At 61.8% G+C, this 19,856-nt stretch carries 5 protein-coding genes; 2 read left to right on the top strand and 3 right to left on the bottom strand.

Annotated features, from left to right (window positions below):
• The 3 genes from dnaE to VLU25_17720 all read right to left on the bottom strand — a co-directional run.
• Window positions 1–3,371 (bottom strand): DNA polymerase III subunit alpha (dnaE, locus tag VLU25_17730; GenBank protein HSR69778.1); only part of this gene is annotated, 3,371 nt, incomplete at its 3' end.
• Window positions 3,372–3,430: 59 nt separating this feature from the next.
• Window positions 3,431–4,999, bottom strand: a complete 1,569-nt coding sequence (gene guaA, locus VLU25_17725; protein HSR69777.1) for a glutamine-hydrolyzing GMP synthase — start codon at window positions 4,997–4,999, stop codon at window positions 3,431–3,433.
• Window positions 5,000–5,380: 381 nt separating this feature from the next.
• Window positions 5,381–7,402 (bottom strand): VWA domain-containing protein, encoded by a 2,022-nt coding sequence (locus tag VLU25_17720; GenBank protein ID HSR69776.1) that lies wholly within the window; start codon window positions 7,400–7,402, stop codon window positions 5,381–5,383.
• Window positions 7,403–7,549: 147 nt separating this feature from the next.
• On the opposite strand from VLU25_17720, the gene VLU25_17715 reads away from it, so the two are divergent.
• A complete protein-coding gene (locus VLU25_17715) occupies window positions 7,550–8,401 on the top strand; it encodes a hypothetical protein (protein ID HSR69775.1) in 852 nt (283 codons plus the stop codon).
• A 451-nt stretch (window positions 8,402–8,852) separates the two neighbouring features.
• The coding region (locus tag VLU25_17710; protein HSR69774.1) for an amino acid adenylation domain-containing protein at window positions 8,853–19,856 on the top strand (11,004 nt) is incomplete at its 3' end.

Here is a 19,856-nt window from a genome sequence, read left to right as displayed (position 1 = left end):
TTGAGGAGTTCGAATTCCACCGGGCAGCGGCCGCGGTGGCGGGAGAAGATGAAGCGCAGGCTGGAGAGTTTGTCTTCGTCCAGTTCGGAAATCAAGACGCGGATTTGGGCGCGTTGGATGCCGTTCTTCCAGGAATCCGCCAGCGGAGTGAGCTCGTTGAGGAGGATCTGGGTGTTGCCCTGGGCGTTGGCGTCGAGCTTGCCGGTGATGAGGACGGGTTCGTCGGTCTCAAGGCGGTCATGCAGCTCTTCGTAGGCCTTGGGAAAAACCACTACCTCGATGGTTCCGGTGAGGTCCTCCAAAGTGAGGATGGCCATGTTGGCGCCGCGACGGGTCTTCTTGCGGGCAACCGAGGTGATGACGCCTCCTAAGCGGATGTCGCGTCCGGCCATGTCGTCGTTGAGACTGGAGATGGGCATGCGCGAGAACTGCTTGAGTTCGGCCCGGTATTTCTCCAAGGGGTGTCCGGAGACGTAGAAGCCCAGCGTCTCCTTCTCGTAGGACCACTTCTCGCTATCGCCCCATTCGCCCACGTCGGGAATGTCGTCGAGCGATTCTTCTTCGGGAGCGGCGGCTTCCATGGCGGCGAACAGGCCGCCCTGTCCGCTGGCCCGGTCGCGCTGGCGCTTTTGGCCGATCTCGAAGGCCGAGTCGAGATGCTCCATGAGGCTGCGCCGTTTGTATCCCAGGCTGTCGAAGCACCCTGACTTGATGAGCGATTCGACCACCCGCTTGTTGATCTGTCTCAGGTCGACCTCTTCCACGAACTCGTAAAGGCTGGCGTAGCGTCCCTCGGAGAGCCTCTCCCGCGTTTCGATGATGTTGCGGATGGCGTTCTCGCCCACGTTCTTGATGGCCAGCATCCCGAAATTGATGGTGTCGCGCCCCTGGGCCTCGAAGTAAAGGCTGGAGGTGTTGATGTCGGGGGGCTTGATCTTGAGCCCCATGTCGCCGCACTCGGCCATGTACCTGACAATCTTATCGGTGTTGGAAGTTTCAGCCGTGAGCAGGGCGGCCATGAACTGGGCCGGATAGTGGGCCTTGAGGTAGGCGGTCTGATAAGCCAGCAGGGCGTAGGCGGTGGAATGCGACTTGTTGAAGCCGTAGCCGGCGAATTCCTTGATGAGGTCGAAGATGAACTCGGCTTTCTTGAGGTCCTTGCCCAGCTTCTTGGCCCCGTCCAGAAACTTGCGCTTCTGCTCCTGCATGACCGACATCTTCTTCTTGCCCATGGCGCGGCGCAGCAGGTCGGCTTCGCCCAGCGAGAATCCAGCCAGGGTGGAGGCGATCTGCATGACCTGCTCCTGGTAGACGATCACGCCGTAGGTGGGCTCCAGGATCTCCTCCAGCTCGGGCAGGGGGTATTTGACTTTGACCTTGCCATGGCGGCGCTGGATGAAGTCGTCGACCATGCCGCCCTTGAGCGGTCCGGGACGGTAGAGGGCATTGAGGGCGATGAGGTCGTCGAAGCGGCTGGGCTGCAGCTTCTTGAGAATCTCGCGCATGCCCGACGATTCAAACTGGAAGATGCCCGAAGTGCGTCCCTGGCTGAAGAGCTCGTAGGTCCTCTCGTCTTTGAGGGTGATGCCCAGCAGGTCGATTTCCTGCTTGAACTGGGCTTTGATCTGGTCGAGCGTCTGCTGAATAATGGTGAGCGTGGTCAGGCCCAGGAAGTCCATCTTGAGCAGTCCCAGCCGCTCCAGGTCGCCCATCGGGTACTGGGTGGTGATTTCCTCCTTGGGCGACTTGTAGATGGGCACCAGCTCCACCAGCGGCTTAGGGGCGATGACCACCCCGGCGGCGTGGGTCGAGCAGTGGCGGGCCAGGCCTTCCAGGCGCTGGGCGGTTTCCAGCAGGGTCTTGTAGCGGGGGTCCTCGGACTTGAGGTCCTGCAGATCGCGCTCCGTCTCCAGCGCCCTGCTCAGGGAGGCGCCGGGAGTGTTGGGGACCAGCTTGGCGATCTTGTTGACCTCGTTGAGGGGCACGTTGAGGCCGCGTCCCACGTCGCGCACCACGCCCCGAGCGGCCATGGTCCCGAAGGTGATGATCTGGCATACGTTGTCCTGACCGTACTTGCGGGTGACGTACTTGATGACGTCGGCGCGGCGGTGGGTGCAGAAGTCGATGTCGATGTCGGGCGGCGAGACGCGCTCGGGATTGAGGAAGCGCTCGAAAAGCAGATCGTACTGCAGCGGGTCGACGTCGGTGATGCCCAGCACGTAGGACACCAGCGATCCGGCCGCCGAGCCGCGTCCAGGACCCACCGGAATGCCGGCCTCCTTGGCGAAGCGGATGAAGTCCCAGGTGATGAGGAAGTATCCCGGGTAGTTCATCTGGTTGATGATCTTGAGTTCGTGGTCGAGACGTTGCTCGTACTCGTCGAAGCTGTGGCGCAGCTTGCCTTCTTTTTCGCGCTTCTTGAGGTATTCCAGACGCTCTTTGTAGCCTTGCTTGCAGACGTGCTCGAGGTAGGATTCCACGGTAAATCCTTCAGGCACCTCGGGCACGGGATAGAGGTTCTGAGTGTAGGGCTCGGGCAAAGTGAAGTTGCACTTTTCGGCCACTTCGAGGGTGTTGGAGAGGGCCCCAGGTATGTGCCCGAAGAGTTGTTCCATCTCCTCGGGACTCTTGAAGAAGAATTCGTCGGAGTGGTACTTGAGGCGGTTGGTGTCTTCGATGGTCTTGCCGGTCTGCACGCACAGCAGCACGTCGTGGGCGTAGGCGTCGCCGCGTTCCAGGTAGTGGCAGTCGTTGCTGCACACGACGGGGAGTTCCAGGTCCTGGGCGATCTTGATGATGTCGGGATTGGTCTTGATCTGGTCGTCGATGCCGTGGTTCTGCACTTCGAGGTAGTAGTCGCCAGGGGCGAAGATGTCCTTCATCTGGGAGGCGTGCTCCAGGGCGGCGGCGAAGTTGTCCTGGGCCAGGTTCTCGGCCACGCGTCCTTTGAGGCAGGCTGAAAGGGCGATGAGTCCCTGGGCGTGCTCAGAGAGCAGGTCCATGTCGATGCGGGGCTTGTAGTAGAAGCCTTCCAAGTAGCCGGACGAGACCAGCTTGACCAGGTTGTGGTAGCCGGCGGCGTCTTTGGCCAGCAGCACGAGGTGGTTGGCTCCCGCCGAGCGTCCGCTGCGTTCTTTGCGCGAGCCCTGGGCCACGTAGACCTCGCATCCGATGATGGGCTTGATGCCGCGCTTGTTGCAGATGTCGTGGAACTGTACGGCGCCGAAGAGGTTTCCGTGATCGGTCAGCGCCAGCGCGGGCATGCCCATGTCCACGGCCTTGCCGACGACCTTTTCGAGCTTGTTGGCGCCGTCCAGGAGGCTGAAGTGGCTGTGCAGGTGGAGGTGGGTGAATTTGGCGTTTTGGGGCATGGCGGAGGCTTTTTCAAGTTCGAGGTTGGAAATTCGAAATTCGATCCAATAGGGTCACGCTACTCCCATTCTATGGTCCCAGGAGGCTTGGAAGTGATGTCGTAGACGACGCGGTTGACGCCGGCGACTTCGTTGACGATGCGCGAGGAGATGCGGGCCAGCAGCTCGTAGGGGAGGTGGACCCAGTCGGCGGTCATGCCGTCCTGGCTGTGGACGGCGCGCAGGGCGATGACGTTTTCGTAGGTGCGGTCGTCGCCCATCACTCCCACGCTGTGCACCGGCAGCAGCACGGCGAAGCTCTGCCAGATCTTCTCGTAGAGTCCGGAGCGGCGGATCTCCTCGCTGACGATGGCGTCGGCTTCCTGCAGCACCTTGATACGCGACTGGGTGACGGCGCCCAGGATGCGCACCGCCAGGCCGGGACCGGGGAAAGGCTGGCGGTGGACGAAGGCGTCCTCCAGCCCCAGCTCGCGTCCCACCGACCGGACCTCGTCCTTGAAGAGTTCGCGCAGCGGCTCGACCAGCGCCAGGCGCATCTTCTCGGGGAGTCCTCCGACGTTGTGGTGGCTCTTGATGACGGCCGAAGGACCGCGCACCGACACCGACTCGATGACGTCGGGATAAAGCGTCCCCTGCACCAGGAAGTCGATCTGTCCCAGCTTGTCGGCTTCCTCGTCGAAAACGTTGATGAACTCGCGTCCGATGATCTTGCGCTTCCGTTCGGGATCTTCGACGCCGTGCAGAGCCTCCCAAAAGCGCCGGCGGGCGTCCACGGCCACCACCTTGAGACGGTGATCGGCAAAGGCATCCTGCACATCCTGGAACTCGTTTTTGCGCAGCAGCCCATTGTCGACAAAGATGCAAGTGAGGCGGTCGCCGATGGCCTGGTGGACGAGCAAGGCGGCCACGGTGGAATCGATGCCTCCCGAGAGTCCGCAGACGGCGTGTCCCGGACCCACCTGGGAGCGAATCTTGTCGACGGCCTCGCTCACGAAAGAGGCGGGCGTCCAGTCGCCGCCGCAGCGGCAGATGCGGAAGAGGAAATTGTCGAGGATCTGGCGTCCCCGCTCGGTGTGGACGACCTCGGGATGAAACTGCAAAGCGTAGCGGTGACGGGAAGGGTCGCTCATGGCGCCGATGGCCGAGTCTGAGCGGGCCTCGACGGCGAATCCGGGCGGCACCTCCTCGATGTGGTCTCCGTGGGACATCCACACCGTGGTGGGTGCGGCGATATCGGCCAAAAGCGCCGAGGCCCGGTCTGGGGAGGAAGCGATGCTGAGAGTGGCGCGTCCGTACTCGCGGCGGCGTCCCGGTTGTACCAGGCCTCCGTAGTGGCGGGCCATGAGCTGCATTCCGTAGCAGATCCCCAACAGCGGGCCCTGGAAGTCGAAGATGCCGGAGTCGGGTTGGGGGGCGTCCTCTCGCAGGACGGAATCCGGGCCGCCCGAGAGGATGATGCCGCTGGGCTTGCGGCGGACGATTTCACCCCAGGAAGCGGTGTAGGGAAGGATCTCGGAATAGACCTTGGCCTCGCGGACTCGACGGGCGATCAGTTGCGTGTACTGGGAACCGAAGTCGAGGATCAAGATCGATTCGTGCTTGGCCTCCACCGCCGTCGGCCCTTGCACGGACTGCTCCCCGGTCCTGGATTCTCGAAGCTGAGTCGGCTCGCCGGACATGCGCTCTTTTCCCTGTGTTCACAGACACTTCGGCTGTCTTTCCTGCGGTGGTGCATGAGCCGGAGAGTCCGAAGAAGGGAGGAGCAGCCGGCAGGAAAGTGCCGGCTATTTGCTCCTGCCATTGTTGTATCGAGGCGGAGTATAGCATGCCTGAGTGACGTTGTTGAGGAGTGCGGGCCGGGTCGGCCTCGGGGCGAATTCGAGGTCGCCCAACAGTCCTGGGGAGTTGCTGAAGGGCCGCCTCATGGTCTATGAGGACGGCCTTCTTCTGGACCAGGGTCAAACAACCCACCCGTCTTTGTCGAAGGCATCGCAAGTCGCGGCCCGTTCTCACTGTTGGGGAACGAAGCGGTTGTTCGGGCCCTGACTGTCGGCAGAGGTGGGAGTGGCGTAGTAGCCCTTGCGGGTGCGTGCCACCAGGTCGCGGCCGCTCACGTCGACGCGGATGGAGCGCCAGGAGCCGTCCTGGTTGGGATTGCTGGAGGAGTAGGCCAGCGAGTATTGGACGCGCAAATCGTCGGCGATCTCCGAGTAGACGGTGGAGAGGTCGTGGATGGTGCGGGGCTGATAGAGGCGTCCGCCAGTCTGGTCGGCGATCATCTCCAGTTGGCGGCGAGCCTCCTCGTACTGCGCGTTCACGCTCCCCGATGAGCCTCCAGGAATCCGGCGGCCGCGTCCGCCGCCCAGGATGACGCCCACGATGTCGCCGATGCCGGTGCTCTGGGGGCTGCCGCCCACCGTGGCGCGGGTATCGAGGAAGATGGTGTAGATGGTGGTATCGACCTCCTGCACCGAGCGGTAAAGCTGACGGAAGCTGACCCGCGAGCCGGGGTCGTTGCTGAGGCGTCCGTCGACGCCGTCGGTGAAGACCACTACCGCCTTTCGTCCTTCCACACCGGCCAGGTACTCGTTGACGCTGACATAGAGGGCGTCGTAGAAGTGCGTCCCGCCGTTGGAGCGGATCCGATGAATGGAGTTGGCCACCTCGTAGCGGTCGTTGGTGAAGTCTTGAATCAGCCGCACCCGGTCGTTGAAGGTTGCCACTGCGATGCGGTCGTTGGACTTGATCTCGCGGGTGAAGTCGATGGAAGCGTCGCGGATGAGGTCGATGTGATTCTTGGTCGATCCGCTGATGTCGAGCAAGAGGAGGAGGTTGAAAGGCGCCTCCGTGTTCTGAAAGCGCTCTATCTCCTGCAGTCGGCCGTCCTCGTAGACGCTGAAGTCGTTTTCCCGCAGGTGGGCTACGCTGCGGTTGTTGCGCCGGTCGGTGACGGCCACGTTGAGGTGGATGAGGTTGACCGAGGAACGAAAGAGGGGCGCGCCGTTGATTTCCTCGTCGGGGCCGGCCACCGTGTACTCCGGAGTGGAACCGCCCGAGGACTGATCGCTTTGGCTGGGCTGATTGCCTTCCTCTTCTTCGCCCAGAGTGGGAGGCGCGCCGCGGCGGTTGTCGACGCGGCGGTTATCCGGATCGTAGGATCCGCCGTAGGGATCGTCGCTCCGCTGATCGGACTGGCCGCTTCCGGGATAGCCCTGCCGGTCCCGGTCGTCCCGGTCTTCCACCACAGGCGGGCTGGGGACGCGCCGAGGAATGGATGATCCGCCGGCGCCGGGCAGCAGGCTGACGTCGCCTTCCAGGCTGGACGCATAGAGCAGTGGACCGGCGCCGTCCCCGATTTCGCGGGACAGCTTGCCGGCCCGCATTTCGATGTCCTCGCCCCAGCTCAGGACGCCCCCGGCGCGTACGTAGGCAAAGAGATTGATGTCCGGAGACGCTTCTACCTTGACCCGCCCCCTGACCGATTCGAGACGCAAGTCCTTGGCCGGCTGGCGGCGCAAGCGCAGGTCGATGTCGCCCGATTCGCTGAGCAGGGAAACCGATCCGGTCAGATTGGAAGCCAGCACGTCACCCGTCATGGTCTGCACGCGCACGTAATCGTCGAGTTCTTCCACCTCGACCTGAGGATTGGCGCCCCAGACTACAACCCGCACGCCATGCGGAACCTCGATGTCGAATTCGACCGATTCTCCTTGGTAATCGAAGAAGAAGCTCTTCAGAAAGAGACGGTCTGCGGCTTTGGCGGTGATCAGCTCCACTTCGCGCAGGCGCTCTTCCCGGCTGACCTTGCGCTTGAGCCTAACCTGGGCTTGGGTGACGTCGGCTCCGCGCACTTTGATGCTCCCGTAGTCGTTCTCCACCACCACCAGCTCTCCTGCCGAGAGGGGGAAGACACGGGTCTCGGTGCGCTGGACGGGCTGGCCCAGCAGGGAGGAGGAGAGCCCGAGGCCGAGCGCCAACAGCAGCCCGACCGGAGCAAGACGAAGGATCAGACCGGCAGGAGTTCTTTGCATCACATTTACCAAGACGAGGTTTTCAGTCACATTGTTCAGAGCCGCCGGCCGGCAAAGGCCGTGAGGTCGCCGCTTTTCAACGGTCATCGTGTAGACCGCCGCGAACCCGACTTGCAGCAGGCCGCTCATGAGACAATGATGGGCGATATGAGGGTGAAGTTGCTTTTTGTGCTCTTGAGCGGCTTTCTGGCCGCCGCTTTCCTGCAGGCGCAACCGGGCAGTCTGCACTACCTTTACTTGTCTGATCAGCGGGTCGTTACGGTGGAACTGATCGACGCCGAGAGCGTGATTATCAATTACGTCAACCTCTCCGACACCATCGTCACCGTAAGGGCGCCCTGGGTCGTGGTGCAGGACGCCCAGCAATCGGTCTACCGGGGCCACGTCATTCTCAATGAGAATCCCCTCTCGCCTTTCGAGCAATATGATGTCACCGACCAGATTGGCCCGGGCGAGTTCAAGGGCTACACCGTCCTGGGACGTTTTGACTTTCAGGCGCCGCCGGTCAAGTGCTACTTCCGGGAGGCCGGAGAGGTGCTGGCGCTGGAACCCTTGACGGCCGATGAATTCGAACTGGCGGCCAACCGCATCGGCGAACTCAACCTGGAGATGGCCGACCGCACCGCCATGATCCAGCAGGCGGGTTTTTTCGAGGGACATGGCCAGAGGCATCGTTCGGGGGAGGACTCTTTCGCTCCCCTGGCCGAACTCTTTCCTGACCTCGACCTGCTGGGTCCCATGCTGATCCGCAATCCCCGTCCCCTCCTGCCGGAGTCGGACGAAGACCTGCCCAAGCCCGTTGTCGTCACCATCGAATGCGACGTGGCGCGCTCGGGCGGCATGTTCAACCTGACGGTCAAGAAGGGCGTCAACAAGCGCGTCGATCAACTGGCGGTGGACTTTATCCAGAACTCCTGGAAGGTCCTTCCCGCCATCGCCAACAGCAAGGTGGCCGACGCCAAAACCACCCTCAACGTCCTCTTCGACCCCGACCAATAGGAAGCCGGGGAGGAGGCCTCCTCCCCGGCTCGCTGAGAACGGAAACAAGGCCGACGGCGCCTTACTTCCTAGGCACTCCATCGCTGCCCCTGTCCAACTGGCTCCCGGCAGATTCTGGAGTCCTCCCAACCATGCCCCCTCCCCTGCCGGAGGGCAACGGCCGCTTCAGGGCCCGGTTGCGGTGAACTTCAAATCCCACACCGAGTAGCTCAAAAGGCCCTTGCCCTCAATTTCAACGGTTGCGTAATTCATGCAGCGGCTCCCCAGAATCCCCAGCATACTTTTCATATTTGACAGAATAATTGTACTGAATCATAGCTTCCAGTCATAGAATTAGAGAACACATAGGTAGGGCCAGTCTTCGTGAAATCTTCAGAAAGGGAACAATGTTGGTTACTTGACGAGTGTGGTAGACTCGATAAACAAACCTAATTGGTGAGCCTATCTTTTAATGAGAGCCAAAAGCGAATTGCATGACCGAATTGACAACGCTCATGAATCATTCCAGAAACAGGAATTACGTTCACCGGAGGCAGTCGCAGCGGTTTTTGGACACCGCCATATCACCTATGCAGAACTAGACCGGTGGTCCAACCGTTTCGCTCATTTCCTAAGGGCTAAGGACATCGGTCGCGAAGACTTAGTCGGCATCTGTCTGCATCGCTCTTTGGAAATGCTGGTAGCAATACTCGGGATTCTCAAGGCAGGCGCGGCTTATCTGCCTCTCGACCCCGCCAATCCCCAAAGTCGCTTGAAAACCATGGTGGGTGACGCAGGGCCGGCTCTTCTGGTGGCCGAAGAAGACACCGCCGAGCTTCTTCCCGCCGACCCGAACAGCGCCCGTATCGACAGGGACTGGGGAAAGATTTCAGGCCTACCGTCGCATCCTCCTGAAGTCGAGGTTTCCGGCCGCAACCTGGCTTACGTTATCTACACCTCGGGTTCAACCGGTGTCCCCAAAGGCGTCATGATAGAGCACCGCTCGCTGGCCAACCTGACCGCCGGCCTGATCGCAGACGACCTGTTGGAGGAACGGGACCGGTTCCTACAATTCGCGTCCATCGGCTTCGATGCTTCCGCGGCCGAAATCTATCCCTGCCTGGCCAGCGGGGCCACGCTTGTGTTGCGCAGTCCCGAGATGATCCAGTCGGCCCAGTTCTTTCTCCAGGAGAGCGCCAAACGGCAACTCACCCTGATGGAGTTGCCGACGGCATTCTGGCATCAGCTCAGCGCCGAGATGGAGAAGTCCCGCATCCCTCTGCCCCCTTCGTTGAGAGTCATCAACATCGGCGGAGAGGTCGGCCTTCCACAGTTTCTAAGGGCGTGGCGGAAGCGTCCGCCCGGGTTGCGTCTCTTCAACACTTATGGTCCCACCGAATCAACCGTAAACGCCGCCACTTGCGAGATCTCGGATGATGAAGGAAATCTGCCCTCCATTCCCATCGGCTTTCCTTTCCACGGCCTGAGAATCCACATTCTCGACGAGGCCATGCGGCCGGTCGAGGATGGGGGGCAGGGCGAACTGTACATCGAGGGGATCGGCTTGGCGCGCGGCTACCTAAAGCGGCCTTCCTTGACGGCGGCGAGTTTTCTGCCTAATCCGTTCGGCGATCCCGGAGAGTCTTCCGGCAGCCGCCTTTATCGCACTGGAGACGTTGGGCGCCTGTTGCCGGACGGGCGGATCGAATTCCTGGGCCGCACTGACCACCAGGTCAAGTTGCGGGGTTTTCGCATTGAACTGGGTGAGATCGAAGCCGTTCTCGCTTCCCACCCTGAAATCGCCCAGGCTGTGGTGATGCTGCGGGAGGACGCACCGGGCTCGAAGCGTCTGGTGGCTTATCTGCAGGCAGGAAAGGAGTCCCTCACCGTCGATCAGCTGCGGGATTTCTTGAAGGAGAGGCTTCCGGAGTACATGGTGCCGGCCGTCTTTGTGACTCTCGATGACTTCCCCTTGACGGCCAGCGGCAAGATCGATCGGTCCCATCTCCCGCTCCCGGCGCCTAGCAGACCCGACCTGGAACAGCCGTTTGTGCCGGCCGAAACCCCGGATGAACAGGCTATGGTCAAGATCTTCCGGGAGGTGTTGGCGCTGGAAAGAGTCGGCCTCAAGGACGATTTTTTTCATCTGGGCGGACATTCCCTGCTGGCGGCTCAAATCATCGCCCGCATCAGGGAGGTCTTCCAGGTCGAAATCGACTATGGCGCCTTTTTCAGGAGCCCTCATGTCGCCGGCTTGACCGAGTCGGTCAAAGAGAGACGGCAGTCCTCTTCAGCCAGTCGTTTTCCGCCTCTTCGCCCGGCCGACCCCTCGCTGCCGCCTCCTCTTTCCTTTTCGCAGGAACGGGTGTGGTTCATCAGCCAGATGTCGCCGACCAGCAGGGCCTATAACGCCTACCTGACCGTTCGCTTCAAGGGTCTGCTGGATGTCGACGCTTTGCGGGAAAGCCTCAACGAGGTGATTCGGCGTCATGAAATCCTTCGCACTTCCTTTCCTCTTCAGGATGAACAGCCGGTGCAGCGGATTCATCCCCCTTGGCAGGTCGATCTGCCGTTAATCGACTTGAGGGCCCTGCCTGAGGTCGAAAGGGAAGCGGAGGTTCGGCGGCTGGTGGGCAATGCTTGCCGAAGCCCCTTCGACGTGACCCGCATCCCCTTGCTCTCCTGGAGCCTGCTCAAGCTGGCCGATCGCGAGCATCTTTGGATACAAGTCGAGCACCACCTGCTTCATGACGGATGGTCGATGTCGCGTTTGGCTTCCGAGATCGAGTCCCTCTACAGGGCCTTTTCCCAGGGCCTGCCGTCTCCGCTGTCAGCTCCACGACGCCAGTTCCGCGATTTTGCCTTCTGGCAAAGGGAGTGGGTGGAGAGTCAGGCTGCGAAGGAGCAGATGGCCTTTTGGAAGGCTCAGTTAGCGCACTGTCCCGACCTCCTCAAGCTGCCGACCAGCCGTTCTCGTCCCAGGGCCCAGAGCTTTGAAGGGCGCGTCATCAGAATGGAGTTGGACCCGGAGTTGGCCGCCGATTTGCGGAGCCTCAGCCACCGTCAGGGAGTGACCTTCTTCATGACCTTGGTCGCTCTTTTCAAGGTGCTCTTGCGCTTCTACACAGGTCGAGACGACATCCAAATCGGCACTGGCTTGGCCAACCGACGGTTGCGCGAGTCGGAAGAAATCCTGGGCATGATCATCAACAACGTGGTGCTTCGGGCGGATCTCTCCGGGAATCCCACCTTGGGAGAGCTTCTGGGGCGCATCAAGGAAACCACCCTGGATGCCTACGCCAACCAGGATCTTCCTTTCGACAAGGTGGTGGAGGGACTCCGGCCCAAGCCCAACCTGAGTTACAACCCGCTTTTCCAGGTCATGTTCAGCTTTCATGACGCCCCCATGCCCGACCTCAATCTTCCCCGGCTCAAAGGACGCTTCGAGTACCCTCACAACGACACCGCCAAGTTTGACCTCAACGTGATCGTCACGCCGCGGGCCGAACAGCGGGTGGGCCGCAAGCCCCAGGACGAGGACCAGTCGGTCCTCTTGGAGTGGGAATACAATACCGCCCTCTTCGAAGAGGGAACCGTTGCCGGCTGGATCGCCCACTATCGCCAACTATTGGAAAGCGCCTGCCGGGATCCGCGTCAGCGGCTTTCCCAACTCCCCAGTTGCCGGGCAGAAGAGCGCGTCCAAGTGGTGCACCTGTGGAACCAGACCGAGCGCCCCAGTTTGCGTCAACTGTGCGTACACCAACTCTTCGAAGCTCAGGCGGACCGCCGAGCGGAGGCTGAAGCGGTCCTTTTCGGCGGCCAAGGCCTCACCTACCGGGCTCTAGACCGCCGAGCCAACCAAGTGGCGCGGCGTCTTCACGATTTGGGCGTCGGTCCCGAGGTCCGGGTGGGGATCTACCTGGACCGCTCCCCGCAAATGGTCGCGGCGCTCTTGGGAGTCCTCAAGGCGGGGGGCGCCTACGTCCCTCTCGATCCCGAGTATCCGGCAGAACGCTTCGCGTTCATCGCGGCCAACGCGCAGATCAAAGTGCTGGTGACTCAGGAGCGGTTGGCCCGAGGCCTGCCGTTGGCCGACTTCTCCGTTCTCGACCTCGATTCGCCCGACTTGGAGAAGGAAATTACGGATCGGTTGGAAGAGGTCAAGGTGAGGCCGGGTCACCTTTCCCATGTCATCTATACCTCGGGCTCCACCGGACACCCCAAGGGAGTCGCTATCACCCACGCCGCCACCGCCGCCATGCTGGATTGGGCACGGCAGAGCTTTTCCAGGCAGCGTCTCAGCGGAGTCCTGGCTTCTACCTCCGTCTGTTTCGACCTCTCGGTCTTCGAGATCTTTGCACCGCTTTGCTGCGGCGGACGCCTGATTCTGGCCCGCAACGCCCTCGATCTGGCCACCTTGCCGGAGCGCCTGAAAGTGACGCTTGTCAATACCGTTCCCTCGGCCATGTCTGAATTGCTGCGCTTGAAAGCAGTCCCCCGCTCGGTTGCCACGGTCAACCTGGCGGGAGAGCCGCTGCGGGCATCGCTGGTGCGTGAGATCTACCGCTTGGGGCACGTCGACGACGTCTACAACCTCTACGGCCCCTCTGAAGACACGACCTACTCCACTTACGCTCGTGTCTCCCAGCAGGAGGAAAAGCCTAGCATCGGCAAACCCGTCTCCAACACTCGGGCCTATCTCTTGAACCGGCATTTGCAGCCTGTGCCGGTGGGGGTGGAAGGGCGCTTGTACCTGGCCGGCCATGGCTTGGCGCGGGGCTATTTCGGGGCGCCCGCCATGACGGCGGAGCGCTTTATCCCCGATCCTTTCGGGGCCGATCCCGGAGGACGCCTCTATGACACGGGCGACCTGGCACGTTGGAGCCGCGACGGCCGCCTCGATTTCGTGGGCCGTCAGGACCACCAGATCAAACTTCGGGGATTCCGCATAGAATTGGGCGAAATCGAAACGGTGCTGCGCCGACATCCCCAGGTTCGGGAAGGCGTTGTGGCGGCCCGCGAAGACGAGGCGGGGAGCAAGAGGCTGGTCGCCTATGTTGTTCCCGAGAAGGCTGGGAACCTCTCCGTCGACGATGTGCAGGACTATCTTGGCCGAACGCTGCCGGGCTACATGCTTCCTTCGGTTTTCGTGACCCTGGAGTCCTTGCCCTTGACACCCAACGGCAAGATCGACCGGAAGTCTTTGCCGGCGCCCTCGGCCTCGCGTCCCGCTTTGAAGGAAGACTTTGCCGCTCCCCTTTCCAGCAGCGAGCGGCTGGTGGCTGCCGTTTGGAAGGAAGTGCTGGGCCTGGACGAGGTTGGAGTCCGGGACAATTTCTTCGATCTGGGCGGCCATTCGCTGCTGCTGACCCAGGTCTTCGTCAAACTTTCCAAACAACTCGGCGTTCCCTTTCAGTTGGTTGACCTTTTTGAATACCCAACCATCCGATCTTTTTGTAAACGCTTGGCTCGGGGCGCCGGGGATGCCGACGCCGCTTCACAACCCTCCAAAGCCGGTAGGGCTCCGCCGGCCGATCGGTCAACCGATGGCGAGGGCATCGCCATCGTGGGTATGGCCTGCCGCCTTCCCGGAGCCCGTAACCTGGAGGAGTTCTGGGCCAACCTTCGCGACGGTGTGGAGTCGATCGCCTTTTTCCCAGATGACGTTCTGCGGGCCGGCGGCGTCCCCGATGAGTTATTGAACGATCCTGACTATGTAAAGGCCGGAACGATTCTCAGCGACGCCGACCGGTTCGATGCCTCCTTCTTCGGCTACAACCCCAGAGAAGCCGCCATGATGGACCCCCAGCAGCGAGTCTTTCTGGAATGCTGCTGGAACGCTCTGGAGAACGCCGGCTACGGCCCCGGCTACCGAGAAACCTCGGTCGGCGTTTTCGGCGGCTGCGCGGCCAGCACCTATCCCGCATACCTCAGCGCGGGACGGGCCTCCAGCGACGCGGTCGACCGCTACCAGTGGTCGATCGGCAACGACAAAGATTTCTTAACGACTCGGGTCTCCTACAAGCTGGGTCTCAAAGGACCCAGCCTGACAGTGCAGACGGCCTGCTCAAGTTCGTTGGTGGCCATCCACCTGGCTTGTCAGAACCTGATGGAAGGGAATTGCCGTCTGGCTTTGGCCGGGGGCGTCTCCATCAGCTTTCCCCAGCACACGGGATACCTCTACAGGGACCGCATGATCCGCTCTCCCGACGGGCATTGCAGGGCCTTCGACGCCGATGCCCGCGGGACAGTGTTCGGCAACGGATGCGGCGTAGTCGTGCTCAAGCCCTTGCGCCAAGCCATCGCCGACGGCGACACGATCCGAGCCGTCGTCCGGGCCGCCGCCATCAACAACGACGGAGCCGTCAAGGTCGGCTACACCGCACCCAGCGTGGAAGGGCAGGTCCGCGTCATCAAGGCGGCCCTGCAGCGGGCAGGCATCGGAGCCGAGACCGTGACCTATGTGGAGGCCCACGGTACGGGCACCGAAATCGGCGATCCCATCGAACTGCAAGCCCTCGATCAGGTGTTCTCCTCCTACACGCCCCGCAAGAACTTCTGCGCCATCGGATCGGTCAAGACCAACATCGGTCATCTTGACGCGGCTGCCGGGGTGGCGGGGGTGATCAAGACGGTCTTGGCGCTGCAGCACCGGACGCTGCCTCCCAGCCTGCACTACAAGAGGCCCAATCCTCGAATCGATTTCACGCGCAGCGCCTTTTTCGTCAACGCGGAAGGCAGGGAATGGGCCAGCGACGGTTCGCCGTTGCGGGCGGGCGTCAGCTCCTTCGGGGTGGGCGGCACCAACGCCCATCTGATCCTGGAGCAAGCTCCGGAGGCCAAGCCTTCCGACCCCGCCGACTCCCATCAGGTCCTGGTGCTCTCGGCTGGCGACGAATCGGCGTTGCAGAGGTCCAGCCGCAACCTGGGCGCTTTCTTGAAAGCCAATCCCCAACTGAATCTGGCCGACGTCGCCCACACCCTCCAGGTGGGACGCCGCCCATTGAAGCATCGCCGGGCCTTAGTCTGCCGAGACATCTCCGAGGCCGCCGACTTGCTGGAATCGGCCGACTCGGCCCAACTGCTGGAGGCCGAGCAGTCCGAAGACGAACGGGCCTGCGCCTTCCTGTTTCCGGGTCAAGGCAGCCAATACGTCGAGATGGGAAGAGGGCTCTATCAGGAATACCATCGATTCAAGGACTGCCTGGACAGCTGTTGCCAGCACCTCGAGAAGCATCTCGACCTCGACTTGCGCAGGCTGCTCTTTCCCGATCCTGAAGGGCTGGAAACGGCTGAGGAGACGCTGACCCGCACCGAGTACTCCCAGCCGGCGCTGCTGGTGCTGGAATACGCCCTGGCCGAGCAATGGAAAGCCTGGGGCATCCGCCCGTCGGCCATGATCGGACACAGCATCGGCGAATACACGGCCGCTCTCTTGGCGGACGTTTTCAGCCTGGAAGACGCTTTGAAGCTGGTCGCTGTGCGCGGACGGCTGATCCAGCGGCTGCCGGCGGGCGACATGCTGGCGGTTGCGCAGTCTGCCCAGGAGTTGAAAGACCGGTTGGGATCGGAACTCAGCTTGGCCGCCTGCAACGCCCCCGGTTCCTGCGTGGTTTCCGGACCGGCTGCCGCCGTCAACCGGCTGCGGGAGGAGCTTTCAGAAAGCGGCGTGGCCTGCCGGCTGCTGCATACTTCCCACGCCTTCCACTCCCCGATGATGGACCCCATGCTGGAGGATTTCCACAAGGAAGTCGCCAAAATCGATCTCCGTCCGCCCAAAATTCCCTTCGTTTCCAACCTGACCGGGGATTGGGTGAAACCGGAGGAGTGCACTTCACCTCGCTATTGGGTCGACCACCTACGCCACACCGTCCGCTTCTCGCAAGGTCTGCAAACCCTGATGTCGCGCGGGAAACCGGCTCTGCTCGAAGTGGGTCCCGGCAACACGCTGAGCGCCCTGGCTGGAAGGAGCTTCGGGGAAGCCGCAGTTCCTTCGATGGGCCACCCGAAAGATCCCCGCGCCGACGCTTTCCACTTGGCCAAAGCACTGGCCCAACTGTGGCTGAGGGGAGTGGACGTGGACTGGGGGCGAGTCAAGGGACCGCGCCGCCGTCAGCGCATTCCCTTGCCCACCTACCCCTTTTCCCGCCAGCGCCATTGGATGGAGGAAATCCCTCCATCCGATGCATCCCCGACTCGGCTTCCCTCGAAGGTGACGGATGTTTCCAAATGGTTCTATCTGCCCTCCTGGCGACGGGCCGCCCCTGCCGGCTTGTCCGCCTGCTCCCGACGACGGAGGGAGCTTTGGAAGCCGGGGACCCATTGGCTTCTTCTCGGCGATGAAGACGGCTTGGGCGAAGAAGTGAACCGGCAGCTCTTCGAACGTGAGCTGAAGACCGTCCTGGTCAGACCCGGGGACAGCTACGAGAGATCGACGGCGAACCGGTTTCGAATCGACCCGGGCAGCAGCGACGACTACTCGCGTCTTTTCAAAGAGCTGGGGGAGGAGGGTATTCAGCCTCAGGTCGCCCTTCACCTCTGGAGCCTGACGAAGGGCCATGACGATTCGTCCCCAATGGACGGCCTGCAATCAAGCCTGCTGCTGGGTTTCGAGAGTCTGCTGGGGCTGGTACAGGGCTTTCGGCAGTGCCATCCCGCAGCTCCCCTGCACATCGAGGTGGTTTGCAACGGCATCAAAACGGTTTCGGGCGAAGAGGAGATTTTCCCGGCCAAGGCAGCGATTCTCGGTCCCTGTCAGGTGATCCCACGCGAGCACTTGTCGATCGACTGCCGTATCGTCGACATCGTCTGGCCCCCTCCGGACGACGAGGGGCGAAGCCGCATCAGCGGACAACTGCTGGAGGAATGGGCCAGCGACCCGCCTGCCGTCCCGGTGGCCTTAAGGGGACGGCATCGCTGGCTGGAATGCTATCAGCCCGTCCATCTGCAAGCCCGCCCCCAAGGGGGAGTAACTCTACATGAACGGGGCCTCTACCTGATCACCGGCGGACTGGGCGGCATCGGCTTGATCGTCGCCCGCCATCTGGCCAGGTCTTGTCAGGCCAAGCTGGCCTTGATTGGCCGTTCGGCTTTACCGCCTCGCAAGGAATGGGACCGGATTGCCGCCGATGACCAGTCGGACCCCAGACTGCGGGACAAGGTCCGACAGGTGCGAGAACTGGAATCCATGGGCGCCCAGGTCATGACCTTCTCGGCCGACGTCTCCGATCCCCAAGTCCTGAAGGACGCGGTGAACGAAGCCGTAGGCAAGCTGGGGCCGTTGCAAGGCGTATTTCACGCTGCCGGCGTGATCTCTCCGGCCACCATTCGCCAAACGGACACTGGGCGGGCGCGGCAGGTCCTCAAGCCGAAAGTCGCCGGGACCCTGGCTCTCGATCAGGCGCTGCTTGAGCACCAGCCGGGCTTTCTGATCCTGTTTTCCTCCCTGAGTTCCATCCTGCCGATAGCCGGACAGGCCGACTACAGCGCCGCCAACTCTTTTCTCGACGCCTTCGCCCAAAGCCGCAGCGCCGCGGGCGGAACTCCCACTGTTTCAATCAATTGGGATGTCTGGGAGGACGTTCGGATGGCCTCCTCCTCTGGAGACGACCTGCTCAAGTCCATGAGAGAGGCCGGGCAAACTGCGGGAATTCGGGAGTCGGAAGGAATCGAGGCCCTTTCGCTGGTGTTGGCCAATCCGGCTCCCCAGGTGGCCGTCTCGACCAGGGACTTGCCCCGGCTGCTTGAACAGCGTCATGTCGGCGGCGCGTCCCAAAGCTTTCCTGCAGCCGCCCCCGCCGAGGCTTTGGAAGAGCGGCCCGGAGCGGCAGACGCCGGCGTCTTCAGCCAAATGGACAAAGTCGAGGGCAGGATTGCCCAGGTCTGGAAGGAAGTCCTGGGGATCGAGAAAATCGGCTTGCAGGACAACTTCTTCGAATTGGGCGGACATTCACTGATTGCCACCCAGATCGTCTCCCGTTTGCGGGAAAGGTTTCAGATCGAAATCTCGCTGGCTTCTCTCTTCGAATCTCCCACCATCGGCCAATTGGCGAATGCGGTTCGCGAGCGAGCGGGCTCGGCCTCCGCTGCTGAGGACAAGGAAGGGCAGGCCGGGGAGAAGGTCTGCCCTCAACAGCCTCGCAAGGTGAAGATCGCACCCGCCTCCTTCGCTCAGGAAAGACTTTGGTTTCTTGAAAAAATGCAGCCGGGAGGGCCGCTCTTTGCGCTGCTGGTGGCCTGGCGCTTGAAGGGGAACTTGCACACCCGCCATCTCCAGTCCGCTCTGGACACGCTTGTCGAGCGTCAGGAAACGCTGCGAACCACTTTCCGCCAGCAAGGCGAGGAGTTGGTTCAAGTGATTTCTCAAGAGGGAAACATCGCTTTGACAACGGTCGACCTGCGCCAACTCCCCGACCGCCAGGCCGAAGAAGAGGTGCGAAGGCGGGCCCTTCAACTGCGCTCCTTCGACCTGGGCAGGGATGCCCTCTTGCGGTCGACCTTGTTTCGGCTCGCCGAGGAAGATTCCGTCCTCCTTTTCAACATCCACCACATCATCTGCGACGGGTGGTCCGTGGGCGTTCTTTATCAAGAGCTGTCGCAGCTCTACCAGGCAGCAAAGGAGGGCGGCGGCGCCCCTAGGCCGGATTTTTCCATGCAATACGCTGACTTCGCCCGCTGGCAGCGCGCCCAACTGGAAGACGGAGTGCTCCAGGAGCAGCTCAAATACTGGGAGAACAGGCTGCGCAATCCAACGGTACTGGATCTGCCCACCGACCGTCCCCGCCCGCCGGTCCAATCCTTTGAGGGCGGCATCAAGCGCTTCCGGCTGCCGCTAGCGCTGAGCGAGGCGCTGATCCAACTCAGCCGCCGGATGGGCGTCACTCTCTTCGTCACCCTGCTCACGGCTTTTAAAGTCTTGCTGCATCGCTACACCGGTCACGATGACATCATCGTTTCGTCGCCGGTGGCCAACCGAAGGCACCCCGCAACCGAGCCTTTGATCGGGGTTTTCCTCAACGCCTTGATGCTGCGAAGCGACCTCTCAGCCAATCCCCCTTGGAGGGACCTGCTCAAGCAAGTGAACCAGGGCGTATTAAAGGCCCTCGACAACCAGGATCTGCCCTTCGAAAGAGTGCTGGAAGAACTGCATCTCGAACGCGATCTCAGCCGACAGCCGATCTCTCAAACCGTCTTTCAACTCATGAATACGCCGTCCGAGGGCACCCGCTTTGGCGACTTGGACTTAAGCCGCTTCGAGGTCGACACGGGTACGTCAATGTTCGACCTCACCCTGTCGCTGTGGGAAACTCCCCAGGGGCTGGAAGGCAAGGTCGAATACAGCAGCGATCTCTTTGAGGAGGAGACGGTCGAGGGCTGGGTGCGCCACTACCGGAGGCTGCTGGAGGGGATCGTAGCGGATCCGGCGCGACCGGTTTCGCGTTTGCCCCTTCTTGAAGAAAAGGAGCGGGAAGTTCTT

This window comes from Acidobacteriota bacterium (assembly GCA_035471785.1).
GTDB lineage: Bacteria > Acidobacteriota > UBA6911 > RPQK01 > DATIPO01 > JANQFM01.
This window is presented reverse-complemented; position numbering and strand designations above follow the sequence as displayed.

Coding starts and splice junctions, on each gene's coding strand:
- VLU25_17720 (HSR69776.1), bottom strand. CDS start 7,402: ATGCAAAGAACTCCTGCCGGTCTGATCCTTCGTCTTGCTCCGGTCGGG.
- VLU25_17715 (HSR69775.1), top strand. CDS start 7,550: ATGAGGGTGAAGTTGCTTTTTGTGCTCTTGAGCGGCTTTCTGGCCGCC.